A 14,402-nucleotide genomic window follows, 5' to 3' on the forward strand; every position below is an offset into this window, starting at 1 on the left:
CACGCCGCACGGCGCAGGCCGTGCGGGAGCGGGACCGCCAGCGGCGCGAGCGGCTCGGCTACGGGGTGGAGCACGTCGATCCTCGGGTGGAGCACGTCAGCGGGCGGCGCGGCGCCGCACGGCGAAGAGGGTTCCGGCCCCGGCCGCGACGAGCAGGGCGGCACCGGCCCCGAGGGCGGCGTTGGTCGCGTTCGAGGAGCCAGTATGGGCGAGCTCGGCTCCGGCGGGTGCACCGGGTACGGCCGAGGGCGAGGCGGCGGGGGCCGGGCTGCCCGGCGCCTTGCTCGGGGAGGCGCTGCCGCCCGGCGGCACGGAGGGCACGGGCGAGGGCACCGCGGACGGCCGGGCGCTCGGCGGGGCGCTGGGGACGGCCGTGGGGGCGTGGCTCGGGGTGGCGCCGCCGCCGGGGGCCGGGGAGACCGCGGGGGCGGGAGCGGTGGGCGGGGCGGAGGGGGCCGGGGCCGCCTGGCCCGCGGCGGCGTGGGCCGGGGTGGCGGCGAGGGTGAGGAGCAGACCGGCGACGGCGGCGGTGCTGCGCAGGTGGTGGATCTTGGTCACGGTGGTTCTCCACGGTCGGGGGGAGGGCGCGGGATTGCGCCCTTCACCCCCGCACGACGCGCGACCCGGCGGGAGGTTGCCGCTCTCGCGAAACTTTTTTCGCCGAGCCCTCGCAGGTGGCTGTGGCCTTGTCGGGGTGTCAGGTTACCGGGTGTCAGGGTGTCCGGTCCCTGGCGTGCCGGGGTGCCGGGGTGTCAGGGTGCCAGGGTGCCGGGGTGTCAGGATGCCGGGGTGTCAGGCCCCCTGCCGACGGACCTCGCGAAGGGCGGTTCCCAGGAGGGCGACGCCTTCCTCGATCGCGTGGGCCGGGCCGGCGGCGTAGCCGAGGACCACGCCCGGCGGGCCGGGGGCCACGCGGTGCCAGGACAGGGGGTGCACCTTGACGCCGTGGGCGAGGGCGGCCGCGGCCAGGGCGGTGTCACGGAAACCGGGTGGGTCGGCGTCGAAGGTGACCATGAGGTGCAGGCCGGCGGCGGCGCCGTGCACCCGGGCGCCGGGCAGGTGGGCCCCGATCGCGCGGAGCATCTCGTCCCGGCGGCGGCGGTGCCGGCGCCGGACGTGGCGCAGCTGGCGTTCCAGCTCGCCGGAGTCCATGAGCCGGGCGAGGACGAGCTGGGTGAGCACGCCGTTGCCCAGGTCGGCGTAGCGCTTGGCGGTCACGGTGGCCGGGAGCAGGTGCGGGGGGACGAGGAGCCAGCCGACGCGGAGTGCGGGGGCGAGGAGTTTGGAGACGCTGCCGGCGTAGCAGACGGCGTCGGGGAGGAGGGAGCGCAGGGCGGGGACCGGCGGGCGGTCGTAGCGGTGTTCGGCGTCGTAGTCGTCCTCGACGACGATGCCGCCGTCGGCGGCCCAGCGCAGGAGGTCGCGGCGGCGGTCGCCGTCGAGGACGGTGCCGGTCGGGAACTGGTGGGCGGGGGTGAGCAGGACGGCCGGGGCGCCGGTCGCGCGCAGCGCGGCGACGTCGAGGCCGCCGGCGTCGACGGGGACCGGGACGGTGGTGTGGCCGCCGTACTCCAGCTGCTGGCGCGCGCCGAGGGAGCCGGGGTCCTCCACGGCGATCCGGTCGACTCCGGTGCCGCGCAGGACCTGCGCGAGCAGGGCCAGGGCCTGGGCCACGCCGGCGACGACGACCACCTCGGCGGGGTCGGCCCGGATGCCGCGGTTCCGGGCGAGCCAGCCGACGACGGCGCGGCGCAGGGCGGGGGCGCCCTGGGGGTTGCCGTAGCCGAAGTCGGCCGGGTCGAGCCCGGCCAGGACGGACCGCTCGGCGCGGAGCCAGGCGGTTCGGGGGAACGCGGCGAGATCGGGCACGCCGGGCGAGAGGTCGATCCGGCAGGGCAGCGCGCGCAGGGCGTCGACGGCGCCCTCGCGGTCGCCGCGGGCGAAGAACCCGTCCCCGGCGGCCGCCTCCGCCGCCACCGCCCGGGGCGCCCGCGGCTTCACGCGGGGGGCGCGGGGTGGGGACGGGGCGGCCACGACCGTGGTGCCGCGGCGGCCGTGGCCGGTGGTCTGGCCGGATTCCGACAGCCGGCGGTAGGCCTCGGTCACCACGCCGCGGGTGACCCCCAGCTCCTCGGCCAGCACCCGGCTGGCCGGGAGCCGGCTGCCCACGGGGAGGCGGCCGTCGGCGATGGCGGAGCGCAACTGGTCGACCAGCCAGGCGGTGCGCCCGCCCACGGGCGCCCGGCCCATGTCCAACTGGAGGAAGTCCGACCCCGACTCCCCCGGCTGCGATGCTTTGGACCCCTTCGGCGGGCCTGGTTCGGACCTGTCCACGGGACCATTGTGGCGGCAGCGTGGAGGTATGCGCACCTCTTCCTCCGTTCTCGCCCGGCTGCTGCCCGGCACCGTCGGCATGGTCCTCGTCGGGAGCAGCGTCACCGTCTCGCGGACGCTCGTCGACGCGCCGCTGCTGACCGCACAGGCCGTCCGCTACGTCGCCGCCACCGGCGTCCTGCTGCTCATGGCCCGGCTCGCCGGGGCCCGGGTCGGGTGGCCGCGGGGGCGGGAGTGGCTGTGGCTGGGCGGGGTCGCCGGGAGCGGGCTGGTGCTGTTCAACGTGGCCGTGGTCCGCGGGGTGGGCCATGCCGAGCCGGCGGTGATCGCCGTCGCGGTGGCCTGCGTACCGGTCGCGCTGGGGGTCGTCGGGCCGTTGCTGGAGCGGCAGCGGCCGAGCCGGCAGGTGCTGCTGGCCGCGCCCGTGGTCGTGGCCGGCGCCGTGCTGGTGCAGGGCACGGGCCGCGCCGACGCCACCGGGGTGGCGTGGGCCGCCGTGGCTCTGGCGTGCGAGGCCGGGTTCACCCTGCTCGCGGTGCCGGTGCTGCGCCGGCACGGCCCCTGGGGCGTCTCCGTGCACGCGGTGTGGCTGGGCGCGCTGATGCTCGTCGTGCTGGGCGGGATCGTCGAAGGGCCGACCGCGGTAGGGGAACTGACCGCTGTTCAGTGGGCCGCCGTCGGTCATCTCGCGCTGCTGGTGACGGCCGTGGCGTTCGTCCTGTGGTACTCGACCGTCCGGGCCGTCGGCGCCGGGCGGGCCGGCCTCCTCACCGGCGTCGCGCCGCTCGCCGCGGCCGCGGCGGGGGCGCTGACAGGCGGGGACCGGCCCGGGCCGGCGGTGTGGCTGGGAATCGCCGTCGTGATCGCCGGTCTGGTCGTCGGACTGCGGCCGCGTGAGAATGCGCCCATGACCGACTCCGCCGGCTCCCCCGTCAGCCCCGAGACTGCCGTCGGCCCCGAGGCCCCCGTCGGCCCCGACACTCCCGCTGCCCCCGCCGCCCCCGGCGCCCCCGCCGTCCGCGTCGAGCGCGACGGGCCCGTGACCACCGTCGTGCTGTCCCGGCCCGCCGCCCGCAACGCCGTGGACGGCCCGACGGCCCGCGAACTGGCCGATGCCTTCCGCGCCTTCGAGGCCGACGAAGGGGCCGCGGTGGCGGTGCTGTGGGGCGAGGGCGGGACCTTCTGCGCCGGTGCCGACCTCAAGGCCGTCGGCACCGAGCGCGGCAACCGCGTGGCGCCGGACGGCGACGGCCCGATGGGCCCGACCCGGCTGCGGCTGACCAAGCCCGTCGTCGCGGCCGTCGCCGGCCACGCCGTGGCCGGGGGCCTGGAGCTGGCCCTGTGGTGCGATCTGCGCGTGGTCGAGGAGGACGCGGTCCTGGGGGTGTTCTGCCGCCGCTGGGGAGTGCCGCTGATCGACGGCGGCACCGTACGGCTGCCCCGGCTCATCGGCGAGAGCCGTGCCATGGACCTGATCCTGACCGGCCGCCCGGTCCCGGCGGCCGAGGCGTACGCGATCGGGCTGGCCAACCGCCTCGTGCCGCCGGGCCGGGCCCGGCAGGCGGCGGAGGAACTGGCCCACCGGATCGCCGCGTTCCCGCAGCTGTGCCTGCGGCACGACCGGCTGTCCGTACGGGAGCAGCACGGGCTGGCGGAGTCCGAGGCGCTGGCGGCCGAGCTCCGGCACGGCATGGTGCCGCTGGCCGCGGGCGAGACCGGCGCGGGCGCCGCGCGGTTCGCCGCCGGTGCCGGGCGCCACGGCTCCTTCACCGACCCGGTCCACCCGGCGGACGCCTCGGCCGGTGCCGAGGGGCCCGTCTAGGCTGGCGCGCATGACGATGATCTCCGCGGTCCCCACGACCGACCTCTACGACGAGCACGGCGAGCAGTTGCTCGTCTGCGACGTCCAGTTCCGCCGGTTCGGCGGCCACCGCGCCTTCGCCGGAACCGTCCGGACGGTGTCGTGCCACGAGGACAACGCCCTGCTGCGCGAGCTGGTGAACGGGCCCGGCGAGGGGGCCGTCCTGGTGGTGGACGGCGGTGGTTCGCTGCGCACGGCGCTGCTCGGCGACCTCATCGCCGGCGCGGCGGTCCGCAACGGCTGGGCCGGACTGGTCGTGCACGGCGCGGTGCGCGACAGCGTCGCGCTGAGCGGCCTGGGGATCGGGATCACGGCGCTGGGCACCGTGCCGCGCAAGAGCGGCAAGAGCGGCGCCGGGGAGGTGGACGTGCCGGTGACCTTCGGCGGGGTGACGTTCCGGCCCGGCGACACGCTGTACGCCGACGAGGACGGGGTCGTGGTCCTCCCGGCGGCCCCGCACTCCGGCTGAGGCCCCCGCCTCGGAAGAGATCCGGCTCCTGCCGTCGGCCCGGTCCGAAGGGGACGGCCTAGAGGCGCGTCGCGGTGCGGACGAGGTCTGCGACGGCTGTGGACCTGCTGTGCGGCGGCCAGGCGATGACAGTCGTGACCGCCGGTGCGTCCGTCACCGGCACCGTCGCGTGGACGTCGCGCAGGTGGGCCCGCAGGGACTCGGGCACGACCGCGCAGGCCCGTCCGAGCGCGATCAGCTGGAACAGCTGGGTGTGGTCGCGCACCTGCGGGCCGGGTCCGTCCGCGCAGCCTCCGCCGCGCCGGGGCCAGCGCGGCAGGGGCAGGCCCGTCAGGGTGGTGACCTCGGCCATCGACACGTGGGGCCGGTCGGCCAAGGGGTGCCGGGCGGGCAGGACCAGGACCTGCTGTTCGGTGTGCAGGTCCTCGGTGTCGAGTCCGGCCGTCGTGTCGAAGGGCCGCTGGAGCAGAGCGACGTCGGCACGCCCGTCGCGCAGCAGCCCTTCCTGTTCGCCGGGCCCGCACAGCACCACCTCGACGGCGACCGCGCCGGGCTCGGCGGCGTAGGCGTCCAGCAGCTTCGCCAACAGCTCGCCGGCCGCCCCGGCTTTCGTGGCCAGCACCACCCCGGGCCGTTCGGCGGCTGCGCGGCGGGTGCGGCGCTCGGCGGCTTCGACCGCCTCGAGTGCGGCCCGGCCCTCGCGCAGAAGCACCGATCCGGCCTCGGTCAAGGAGACGGCGCGAGCGGTGCGGTGCAGGAGGGCCACGCCGAGCCGCCGCTCGAGCTGCTGGATGGCCCGCGACAGCGGTGGTTGCGCCATGGCGAGCCGCTGCGCCGCCCGCCCGAAGTGCAACTCCTCCGCGACGGCGACGAAATACCGAAGCTCGCGCGTCTCCACCTCGTCAGCGTACCCGGCGCCACCAGGACCGATATCGGTGCGGTATCGCCGCCCACCCGGCCGGTCTTGGACGCCCCGCCCGGCGGGGCCCCAGGCTGGGCGACATGAGTGGACGGACGATCGCGCTGGTGACGGGCGCGAACAAGGGAATCGGGTACGAGATCGCGGCGGGCCTGGGCGCCCTCGGCTGGCGCATCGGCGTGGGCGCGCGGGATCGCAAGCGCCGTGACACCGCGGTGGAGAAGCTGCGCGCGGCCGGGGCCGACGCGTTCGGTGTTCCGCTCGACGTGGCGGACGACGCGAGTGCGGCCGCCGCGGCCGAGCTGGTCGCCGACCGCGCCGGAGGGCTCGACGTCCTGGTCAACAACGCCGCGATCACCGGCGGCATGCCGCAGACGCCCACGACGGTCGATCCCGCGACCGTACGGGCGGTCGTGGAGACCAATGTGATCGGGGTCGTCCGCGTCACCAACGCGATGCTGCCCATGCTGCGCGGATCGGCGTCGCCGCGGATCGTGAACGTCTCCAGCAGCGTCGGCTCGCTCACGCTCCAGACCACGCCCGGCATCGACATGGGCCCGGTTCCGGTCGCGTACTTGGCGTCCAAGACCTTCCTCAACGCCGTCACCGTCCAATACGCCAAGGAACTGAGCGGCACCGGCATCCTGGTCAACTCCGCCTGTCCGGGCTTCACCGCCACCGACCTCAACGGCTTCCGGGGCGTGCGCACGCCCCGCCAGGGCGCGGCGGTCGCGATCCGCCTCGCGACCCTGCCCGACGACGGACCGACCGGTGGGTTCTTCGACGACGGGGGCGCGGTGCCCTGGTGACGGGCGCACCCGCCCCTGGGGTCCGCCGGTGAGCGGACCGGGCCGGGGCGGGCCGGCGGGCCGGCGGGCCGGCGGGCCGGACCGCGGGCGCGCATTCCCGGCGCGGCCGGGTGGTGCCAATCGGGGCCCCCGCGGGCCGCGCCCGGGGGGAGATGCGGCATGTCCCTGCCACTTGCGGGCGAGGGACACGGGTCCGTGGGCACACTCCTCCTGCGTCCCCGGCCGCCCGCGGGCGCGCGTCCCCGACCCGAGCACGACCCGAGCTAGGAGTGTCCCCCGTGCCCGACCGCCTCTCCGCCGCCCAGCCGTACGTCCTGGGCCTGTTCCGCATCGTCGTCGGCCTGCTCTTCGCCTGCCACGGCGCCGCTTCCCTCTTCGGCGTCCTCGGTGGGGCGCACGGCGGCGGCACCGTGCCCGTCGGCTCCTGGCCGGGCTGGTACGCCGCCGTGATCCAGCTCGTCGCCGGTGGGCTGGTCATGCTCGGTGCCGGTACGCGTGCCGCGGCCTTCCTCGCCTCCGGCTCGATGGCCTACGCGTACTTCGTCGTGCACCAGGAGAAGGCCCTGTGGCCGATCCAGAACGGCGGCGAGTCGTCCGCGATGTACTGCTGGGCCCTGCTCCTGCTGGTCTTCACCGGCCCGGGCGCCTTCGCCCTGAGCAGCCTGTTCGGCTCCCGCGGCACCGCCTCGGCGGCCGGGAACACCGGGGCCGGGCACCGCACCGGCGCCGCGGACAGCGACGACGCCGGGCGTCCTCGCGCCACCGCCGCGGCCTGACCGCCACCGCACCCGACCGGGCCACTTCATGTGGCCGGTGGGACACGCCCCTGCCCCGGACCGTGCACGGTCCGGGGCAGGCCCGCGCACGGCGGCTGCGCGCAGCGCCGTTGTGGACTTCCGTGGCCGCCGGGCTCCGGCCTTGGACGATCTCACGAAGGCGGCCGTCCGGCGCCGGGCGAATTCCGTGCCGTCGCACCGTCGCCTTCGCGGGCCGCCCTTGGTTGACTGGCTCCCACGATCACCGGGTGCGGTGCGGGCGGCTCCCTCCGGTCCCGGGATCGGTCGAAAGAGCGAGCAGCCCCTGCCCGCCGGTCGCGGTGCCGGGGGGCGGGGGCTGCGGCGTGCCGGGCGGGCCGGGGCCCTCGGTCAGCGGCCCTCGGTGATCTGCGGCGCCGGCTCGTGCCGGTAGGCGGCCGCGGTCTGGGCGGCGCCGAAGTTCTGCTGGACGAACTTGTCCCAGGAGCCGTCCTTGACCATCTTGCCCAGGGCGTCGTTGATCTTCTTCTGGAGCTCCTTGTCGCCCTTCTTCAGCCCGATGCCGTAGAACTCGTTGCTCAGGTTGAGGTTGGCGAGCTTGAACTTGCCCACGTTCTCCGGTCGGGCGGCGTATCCGGCCAGGATGGAGTTGTCCGTGGTCAGCGCGTCGAGAGTGCTGTCCTGGAGGGCGACCAGGCACTCCGAGTAGCCGCCGAGCTCCAGCATCTCGGCCTTGGGCGCGAGCTTGGCCTTGACGTTCTCCGCGGAGGTCGAGCCGGTGACCGAGCAGAGCCTCTTCCTGTTGAGGTCCTCCGCCTTGGTGATCTCGTTCTCGGTGGACCGGATCAGCAGGTCCTGGTGGGCGACGAAGTACGGGCCGGCGAAGTCGACCTTGGCCTTGCGCTTGTCGTTGATCGAGTAGCTGGCGACGACGAACTTGACCTCGTTGAACTGGAGCATCAGCTCGCGGTCGGAGCTGAAGACCTGCTTGAACTCGATCTGCTCCGGCTTGTAGCCGAGCTCCTTGGCCACGTAGGTGGCCACGTCCACGTCGAAGCCGCTGAACTTGCCGTCCTCGCGCAGCCCGATCCCCGGCTGGTCGAACTTGATGCCGATGGCGATCTTCCGCTGCTCGGCCTCGTTGTCTGCACCGCAGCCGGAAACGGTCAGAGCGAGGACGATCACACCAGCGACCGCACCGGCCTTGGAGAGCTTCATGGGGACTCTTTCGAATGGAACGTGGTCAAGCCGTACTCCGCAGGAAGCTAGGAGGGCATGAGGACAGCGTCACTAGATCTGAGGAAGATTTGAGCATCACGATCTGGCAAGGCGTGGAACCTCCCCCGGAACCGGCTCGTGACCAGGAAGGATTGCACATGAGTGACGAGGTGTCGGCGGCAGAGCTCTTCGACCGGCTCGGCGCGCGGTACGAGGACGCCTTCGCGGACCTGCCGGGGCAGCACGCGGCCCTGGACTGGCTCACGGCCCGGCTGCCCGCCGGGGCGCGGGTCCTGGACGTCGGCAGCGGCACCGGCCGCCCGGTCGCGGCCCGGCTGGCGGCCGCAGGCTGCGCGGTGACCGGGATCGACGTGTCGCCGACCATGGTCGACCTGGCCCGCGAGCGGGTGCCGGGGGCCGACTTCGAGCTGGCCGACGTACGGACGTACACCCCGCCGGACGGCGGCTTCGACGCGGTGTGCGCGTTCTTCCCGCTGCTGGTGATGAGCCGGCCGGAGGTGGAGGAGTCGCTGCGGCGGATCGCGCGGTGGATCGTGCCGGGCGGCTACTTCGTGATGGCCACGGTTCCCGGGGACATCGAGGACGTGGAGATCGAGTGGATGGGCCACCGGGTGCGGGTGAGCAGCCTGTCCGCGGAGGACTACGTGCGCCGGCTCGACGAGCTGGGCCTGGAGGTGCTGCACACCGAGCGGTCGACGTACCAGCCGGCGAGCGAGACCGCCGGACCGGAGGACCATCTGTTCTGCTACGCGCGCCGGCGCTGATCCGGCCGGCCGGTGGCCGGGATCGTTCGCCGGATCCCGCCGCCGCACCTTCCTCGTGGCAGCATGAACGGGCAACGCTGCCACGAGGAAGGGGAGTTCGGTGACGGGCATCAGCAAGGGCCTGGCCAGGGTCGAGGTCGCGCTGCGGTGGGACCCCAGCCCGGCCGGCACCCCCGCGCACGACCTCGACCTCGTCGCGGCGGTCTACCCGGTGGACGACGCGTACGGCACGCCCGCCTACGTGGTGCACTTCGGGCGCCGCTCCCCCGACGGCACGGTCACCCTGGACCGCGACAGCCGTACCGGGCAGGGCTTCGGCTTCGACGAGGTCATGACGCTGGAGCTGGACCGGATGGATCCGGCGCTCGGGCGGGTGGTGGTGGGCGTGGTGATCCAGGACGAGGACCGGCGGAAGTCCTTCGGCGACGTCGGCGGGACCGCCGTACGGATCCGCGCGGGCCACGACGAGCTCGCCACGGACGATCTGACGGGCGTGGCCGGGGCGGGCGCGGCGGTCGTCGCGGAGTTCACCCGGGAGGAATCGGGGGTGTGGGTCCTGCGGCCGGGGGTGCGCGGGTTCGACGCCGGTCCGCAGGAGTTCGTCGAGCTGATGGGAGCCGCCGCTTCGGACCGGGCGGCGGGCGCCTCCTGAGGGAGGGCCCGCCGCCCGGTCGCGGCGGTGCGCTGCCGTCGTCCCCACGGGGCAGCGCGGGCAGGCCGCCGTCCGGTCATCGGTGACGGCGTCCTGCCGGTTCAGGGGGCCGGCGTCGGACCCAGGGCGGGAAGCACGCAGGCGTCGACGAACCGGACCAGGTAGTCGGCGTCGGCATGCCGCCCGTGCAGGAGGGGGCTGATCCGCAGGACGCCCAGCAGCTGGGCGGCCAGGAACTCCACGGCCGGATGGTCGGCGGGGATCTCCCCGCGCTCGACGGCCCGGTCCACCATGGCGCCCAGGGCGGCGAGTTCGGGTTCGACGAGCGCCTCGCGCAGGGCGCCCTGGAGCTCCTCGTCGTCCAGGACGGCGTGGCCGAGGGCCTGGGTGAGCCGGGTGTCGCGACCGGAGGTGCCGGCGGTGATCCGCGCGGCCTCGCGCAGGTCGCCGGCGAGGGAGCCGGTGTCCACCGCGACCAGGCTCCGGTCGCGGCGCGCGGAGCGCAGGGCGGCGGCCACCAGGCGGGGCTTGGTCTGCCACTGCCGGTACAGGGTGGACTTGCCGCAGCTGGCGCGGGCGGCGACGCCCTCCATGGTGAGCGCCTCGTACCCCTGCTCGCGGAGCTCGTCCAGCACGGCGTCGAAGAACTCCTGCTCCCGCTCCGGGGTGATCTTGGAGCGGCGCGCTGTGGTCATGGGCGTGACTTCCTGGCGTGCTGCGGATGGCCGGCGCGGCGGTGCCGCGTCCCCTGGACGGCAGCCTACCGGAACGGCGACGTATCGGTACAGCCGCGTATCGATACATTGTCGTATCGATACGCGGCCGTACCGGTCACTGGTCGCCGGGCGGGGGCGCCGGCGCTCGGTCCCCGGCGGGCCGGACGGTGCGGGGGCCGGCGCAGCGCACGCCGTAGGCGCGGACCCGCTCGCGCAGCGCGCGGTCCGCCGTGACGACGACGCAGTCACCCCCGGCATGGGCGGCGGCCAGCTCCACGATGCGGTCGTCGCCGCTGCCGGGGGCGGCGTCGACGTGCACTCCGGGCACGGACGCCACGCCCCGGGCGGCGCCTTCGACCACGAGGATGATCTCCTCGTCGGCGCCCCGGGCGGCCAGTCGGTCGCGCAGCCGCTCGGCGGCGCCGCGGCGGTCGCGCCACCAGCCGTCGGGCACGGAGCCGACGACATTGGCGGCGTCGACGATCAGTACGGTCATCGCCCCAGTATGGGTGGCGGGGTCAGGGTGAGTGGAAGACCACCTCCGGATCGGCGGCGCTCGGACCGGTCAGCAGTCGCTGGGGGATGCCCTTGAGGTGCTGGTCGAAGAAGGCGGCCACGTACGCGCGGGTGATCTGTACGGAGCGGGTGCCGGACAGCGGGGAGTCCGGGTCGTCGATGCCGAGCTGCTGCCCCAGGTAGGGGGTGTCGGTGAAGGCGAAGTGGCCGGTGCCCTTGACCGTGAGCCAGCGCTTCCAGCCGTCGAGCCGGCTCCAGGCCGTGCCCCAGCTCGGCTCCTCGGTCCCGGGCGGCCACAGGGCCGGGTCACCGCCCAGCATCATGAAGGGCCGGCCGTCCAGCCCGCGCTCGGGGACGGGCGTGAAGAACGTGCCGTCCATGTTGATCCCGGCGTCGACCCGGCGGTCCCCCGCCATGGTCGAGGCGGCCGAGGCACCGCCGATGGAGTGGCCGGCCATGCCGATCCGGCGGGGGTCGACGATCCGGGAGTGCCGCCAGACGGCCTCGGGGCCGGTGAGCTGGTCGAGGACGAAGGAGACGTCCTCGGCCCGGCCGTCCGACACCCGGCCGTACTGCTTCGAGGGGCCGACCTGCTCGCACGCGAGGCAGTTCAGCAGCCGGCCCCCGGGGAAGCTCGTCCCGTCCGACTCGTACGCGTGGTCGACGGCGGCGACGACGTAGCCGCGCGAGGCGAGGTCCTCGGCCAGGGCGGTCAGCGTGGTGCGCGGCACGGTGAAGCCCGGGGACAGCACCACCAGCGGGTGCCGGCCCGGCTGCGGCCGGGCGCCCTCGCGGGCGTACGTCCGGGTCGCGGCGGCCTGCTCGGCGGTGACCAGACCACCGGCGCCCGGCCACTTCGCGAGCAGCGCCCCGGCCTCGGGGACGGTCATGTAGGGGGCCGGCGCTCCGGTGCGGGGGCGGGCCGGGTAGTAGAGCGAGAGCATCAGCTCCCGGTCGGCGGTGGGCACCCAGGGGTCCTTGCGGGTCCGGTCGACCAGGTGCAGGGTGTCCCGCCCGACGGCCAGCGGCCCGGTGGGGCGCGGCAGTTCGAGGGCGACGCCCTTGCGGTCGGGCGCCGCGGCGGGCACCACGGCGGCGGCGGACGGTCCGGAGGCGGCGGACGGCCCTGAGGCGGCGGACGGTCCGGCGGCGGACGCGGCGCCCGACAGGGTCAGCGGGGCGGTCAGCGCGGTGACGGCGACGGCGGCTGTTAACGCACGACGGATGATCTTCTGCATGACCCGGACGTTAGCCGCCATTCGGGTGTCACCGCCTCAACCCACAGAGTGATCGCTCCTCCGCCCGCATGAGGAGATGGGGGATGGTGGAAGGGTGCAAGCGACGATCTCGACGGGTGACGTGTTCGGTGCGCCGTGCTGGGTGAGCCTGATGTCCCGGGACCTGGAGACCTCCCAGCGCTTCTACGGCGCGGTGCTGGGCTGGCAATTCCGCCACGGGAAGCTGGGGGAGACCTTCAGCGTGGCGGAGGTGGACGGGCTGCCGGTGGCGGGGATCGGGGCTCTCGCGGCGGAGATGGCCGCCACCACCGTGACCTGGACCCCGTACTTCGCGGTGGACGACGCGGACAAGGCCGTCGACCGGATCCGGGAGCGGACCGGCACGGTCGCGGTCGGCCCGCTCGCCCTGGGCGAGCAGGGGCGGGCGGCCCTGGCGGCCGACCCCGACGGTGCCGTGTTCGGGATCTGGGAGGGCCAGGTGCGCTCCGAGTGGCGGGTCGGGACGGGCCCGGCGCCGGCCTGGCTGGAACTGCGCACCCGCAACGCGTTCGACGCGGCGCTGTTCTACGGCGAGGTGCTGGAGTGGGCCACGGGCCGCCCGGACCGCTGCGAGGTGGCGTACGAGGAGGACAAGGTGGTCCTGCGGCAGGGCGGCGAGCCGGTCGCCCGGCTGTCCGGCCAGGCCCTGGAGCCGGCCGCCTTCGATCCGCAGGTCCGCCCCCGCTGGCACGTGCACTTCAGGGTGGCGGCGCTGGAGCCCGCCGTGGCGGCGGCCCTGTCCCTGGGCGGGCACCGGGCCTCGGCCGTGCACACCTCGGACCGGGAGCGGTGCGTGACGCTGCGGGACCCGGACGGCGCGCTCTTCGACATCACCGAGGGCGGGCGGGATTCAGCGGCCCCACAAAGGGAATAAGTGCGACATAAAGGGCCCCTCTTCCCGAGAAGGCGGGAATCATGACCACTCACTCCAGCCCAGCCATAGAGCACCACCCCGACCTCGCCGAGATGCGCTCCCGGTTCGAGCGGGCCACGATCACGCCGCGGGCCCAGGCCACCGAGGCCCTGGCCCTGCTCACGGGCGTGTACCTGGCGGCGTCGCCGTGGATCGTCGGGTTCCACAACCTCACGACGCTGACCGTCTGCAACCTGATCACCGGCATCGCCTACTGCCTGCTGATGGGCGGCCTGGGCTCGGCGTACGAACGCACGCACGCCATGGCCTGGGCGGCGTGCGCGATCGGCGCGTTCACGATCGTCTCCCCGTGGGTCGTCAGCGGGAACGTCGACACCATGCGGAGCGTGATCAGCAACGTCATCGCCGGCGTGATCGCCCTGTGCCTGGGGCTGGCCATGGCCGCCACGAGCGGCGACCGGGGCGCGGGCCGGGCCCGGCTGCGCGGCGGCGCGATGTGAGGCCGAGCCGGCGAAGCCCAGCGACAGGAAGCGGCAAGGGCCCCCGATCCGGGGGCCCTTGACCGTGCGGGGCACCGTCACCCGCCTGCCACCCCCGAATGGCGCAGCGGTGGAACCGGGCATGGAATGGAGTCGGACGTGCGCTTTCGGTAACCGCGCACGCCGGACGGAGCGTTTCCATGAGTAGTCCTGACCGACAACCCGATCACCCTGACCCTTCCGGTCCTCCCGCCGCCAACCCCGCCGTGGACACGGTCCTGTGGACCGCGGCGACCCACCGTCCGCTGGAGGACGTGGCCGCCATGGTGGACCTGCTCCAGCAGCCCGGCGGGGCTCCCGACGCGGCCGACGGCGCGCTGCGCGCCGCCGCCCTCGGGCGGCCCGTCGAGGACGTCGCCCGCCTGGTCGGCATCCTGGCCCCGCCGGAGCCGGAGCCCGCACCGGCGCCGCCCCCGCCCCCGCCGCCTCCGGCGTGGGATCCGGCGCCCGGCCCCGCGCCCGAGCCGCCCGTCGCCCCGCGGGCGCAGGAGCCCCGCCGGGACGACCCGGGGCGGGACGCCTCCGCCCTGGCTTCCGGCCGGGACGCGTCCGGCGGGGAGGCTCGCGGCCGGGACGCTTCCACCCGGGACGCCTCCGCCCGGCCGGACGGGGGCCGGGACGACGCCGCGCCGCGCGTCCTGCGCTGGTGCGCGGTGCTCGCGCTGACGCTGTGCGCCC

At 75.3% G+C, this 14,402-nt stretch carries 14 protein-coding genes and 3 pseudogenes; 10 read left to right on the forward strand and 7 right to left on the reverse strand.

All coding sequences use genetic code 11. From position 1 onward, the window contains the following. Positions 1 to 96: 96 nt before the first annotated feature. Complete coding sequence (locus LG632_RS30375) at positions 97 to 558, reverse strand: LAETG motif-containing sortase-dependent surface protein (protein WP_264202274.1); 462 nt, start codon at positions 556 to 558, stop codon at positions 97 to 99. 234 nt (positions 559 to 792) lie between these two features. Further along, positions 793 to 2,334, reverse strand: coding sequence for a MocR-like pyridoxine biosynthesis transcription factor PdxR (gene pdxR / locus LG632_RS26030; RefSeq protein ID WP_226729989.1), 1,542 nt, complete (start codon positions 2,332 to 2,334; stop codon positions 793 to 795). Between the two features lie 79 nt (positions 2,335 to 2,413). Between pdxR and LG632_RS26035 the strand changes: the two are divergent. The 3 genes and pseudogenes from LG632_RS26035 to rraA all read left to right on the forward strand — a co-directional run. Further along, a pseudogene (locus tag LG632_RS26035) lies at positions 2,414 to 3,154 on the forward strand (EamA family transporter); the annotation flags it as partial. 195 nt (positions 3,155 to 3,349) lie between these two features. Then, a pseudogene (locus LG632_RS26040) lies at positions 3,350 to 4,156 on the forward strand (crotonase/enoyl-CoA hydratase family protein); the annotation flags it as partial. 10 nt (positions 4,157 to 4,166) lie between these two features. Next, positions 4,167 to 4,664, forward strand: coding sequence for a ribonuclease E activity regulator RraA (gene rraA, locus LG632_RS26045; RefSeq protein ID WP_226729990.1), 498 nt, complete (start codon positions 4,167 to 4,169; stop codon positions 4,662 to 4,664). A 58-nt stretch (positions 4,665 to 4,722) separates the two neighbouring features. Here the strand turns inward: rraA and LG632_RS26050 are convergent, their stop codons facing one another. Continuing rightward, on the reverse strand, positions 4,723 to 5,562 hold the full coding sequence (locus tag LG632_RS26050; protein WP_226729991.1) for a LysR family transcriptional regulator: 840 nt from the start codon (positions 5,560 to 5,562) through the stop codon (positions 4,723 to 4,725). A gap of 104 nt (positions 5,563 to 5,666) precedes the next feature. Here LG632_RS26050 and LG632_RS26055 point away from each other — a divergent pair, with 104 nt between their 5' ends. Then, the gene (locus LG632_RS26055) at positions 5,667 to 6,392 is read left to right on the forward strand and encodes an SDR family NAD(P)-dependent oxidoreductase (protein WP_226729992.1); all 726 of its coding nucleotides are present in this window, start codon (positions 5,667 to 5,669) and stop codon (positions 6,390 to 6,392) included. Between the two features lie 278 nt (positions 6,393 to 6,670). Beyond that, positions 6,671 to 7,168, forward strand: coding sequence for a DoxX family protein (locus tag LG632_RS26060; protein ID WP_226729993.1), 498 nt, complete (start codon positions 6,671 to 6,673; stop codon positions 7,166 to 7,168). 369 nt (positions 7,169 to 7,537) lie between these two features. On the opposite strand, the gene LG632_RS26065 is transcribed toward LG632_RS26060, so the two are convergent. Further along, positions 7,538 to 8,365, reverse strand: a complete 828-nt coding sequence (locus tag LG632_RS26065; protein ID WP_226729994.1) for a glutamate ABC transporter substrate-binding protein — start codon at positions 8,363 to 8,365, stop codon at positions 7,538 to 7,540. Between the two features lie 158 nt (positions 8,366 to 8,523). Here LG632_RS26065 and LG632_RS26070 point away from each other — a divergent pair, with 158 nt between their 5' ends. Together LG632_RS26070 and LG632_RS26075 are read left to right on the forward strand one after the other, a co-directional pair. After that, the gene (locus tag LG632_RS26070; protein WP_226729995.1) at positions 8,524 to 9,150 is read left to right on the forward strand and encodes a class I SAM-dependent methyltransferase; all 627 of its coding nucleotides are present in this window, start codon (positions 8,524 to 8,526) and stop codon (positions 9,148 to 9,150) included. Positions 9,151 to 9,250: 100 nt separating this feature from the next. Further along, on the forward strand, positions 9,251 to 9,802 hold the full coding sequence (locus LG632_RS26075; protein WP_226729996.1) for a TerD family protein: 552 nt from the start codon (positions 9,251 to 9,253) through the stop codon (positions 9,800 to 9,802). Positions 9,803 to 9,903: 101 nt separating this feature from the next. Here the strand turns inward: LG632_RS26075 and LG632_RS26080 are convergent, their stop codons facing one another. The 3 genes from LG632_RS26080 to LG632_RS26090 all read right to left on the reverse strand — a co-directional run bounded on the left by LG632_RS26080 (position 9,904) and on the right by LG632_RS26090 (position 12,272). After that, positions 9,904 to 10,497 carry a TetR/AcrR family transcriptional regulator gene (locus LG632_RS26080; protein WP_226729997.1) on the reverse strand — a complete coding sequence of 198 codons (594 nt, stop codon included), beginning with the start codon at positions 10,495 to 10,497 and terminating at the stop codon, positions 9,904 to 9,906. Between the two features lie 136 nt (positions 10,498 to 10,633). Continuing rightward, positions 10,634 to 11,014 (reverse strand): NTP pyrophosphohydrolase, encoded by a 381-nt coding sequence (locus tag LG632_RS26085; RefSeq protein WP_226729998.1) that lies wholly within the window; start codon positions 11,012 to 11,014, stop codon positions 10,634 to 10,636. Positions 11,015 to 11,036: 22 nt separating this feature from the next. Then, positions 11,037 to 12,272 (reverse strand): alpha/beta hydrolase family protein, encoded by a 1,236-nt coding sequence (locus LG632_RS26090; protein ID WP_226729999.1) that lies wholly within the window; start codon positions 12,270 to 12,272, stop codon positions 11,037 to 11,039. 151 nt (positions 12,273 to 12,423) lie between these two features. On the opposite strand from LG632_RS26090, the gene LG632_RS26095 reads away from it, so the two are divergent. From LG632_RS26095 to LG632_RS26105, 3 genes and pseudogenes are all read left to right on the forward strand, one after another. Then, positions 12,424 to 13,185, forward strand: coding sequence for a VOC family protein (locus LG632_RS26095; RefSeq protein WP_226730002.1), 762 nt, complete (start codon positions 12,424 to 12,426; stop codon positions 13,183 to 13,185). Positions 13,186 to 13,226: 41 nt separating this feature from the next. Continuing rightward, positions 13,227 to 13,685, forward strand: a complete 459-nt coding sequence (locus LG632_RS26100; protein WP_226730000.1) for an SPW repeat protein — start codon at positions 13,227 to 13,229, stop codon at positions 13,683 to 13,685. A 245-nt stretch (positions 13,686 to 13,930) separates the two neighbouring features. Further along, positions 13,931 to 14,402, forward strand: a pseudogene (locus LG632_RS26105) (hypothetical protein); the annotation flags it as partial.

Source organism: Streptomyces antimicrobicus, assembly GCF_020532625.1.
In the GTDB taxonomy this organism is placed as follows: domain Bacteria; phylum Actinomycetota; class Actinomycetes; order Streptomycetales; family Streptomycetaceae; genus Streptomyces; species Streptomyces antimicrobicus.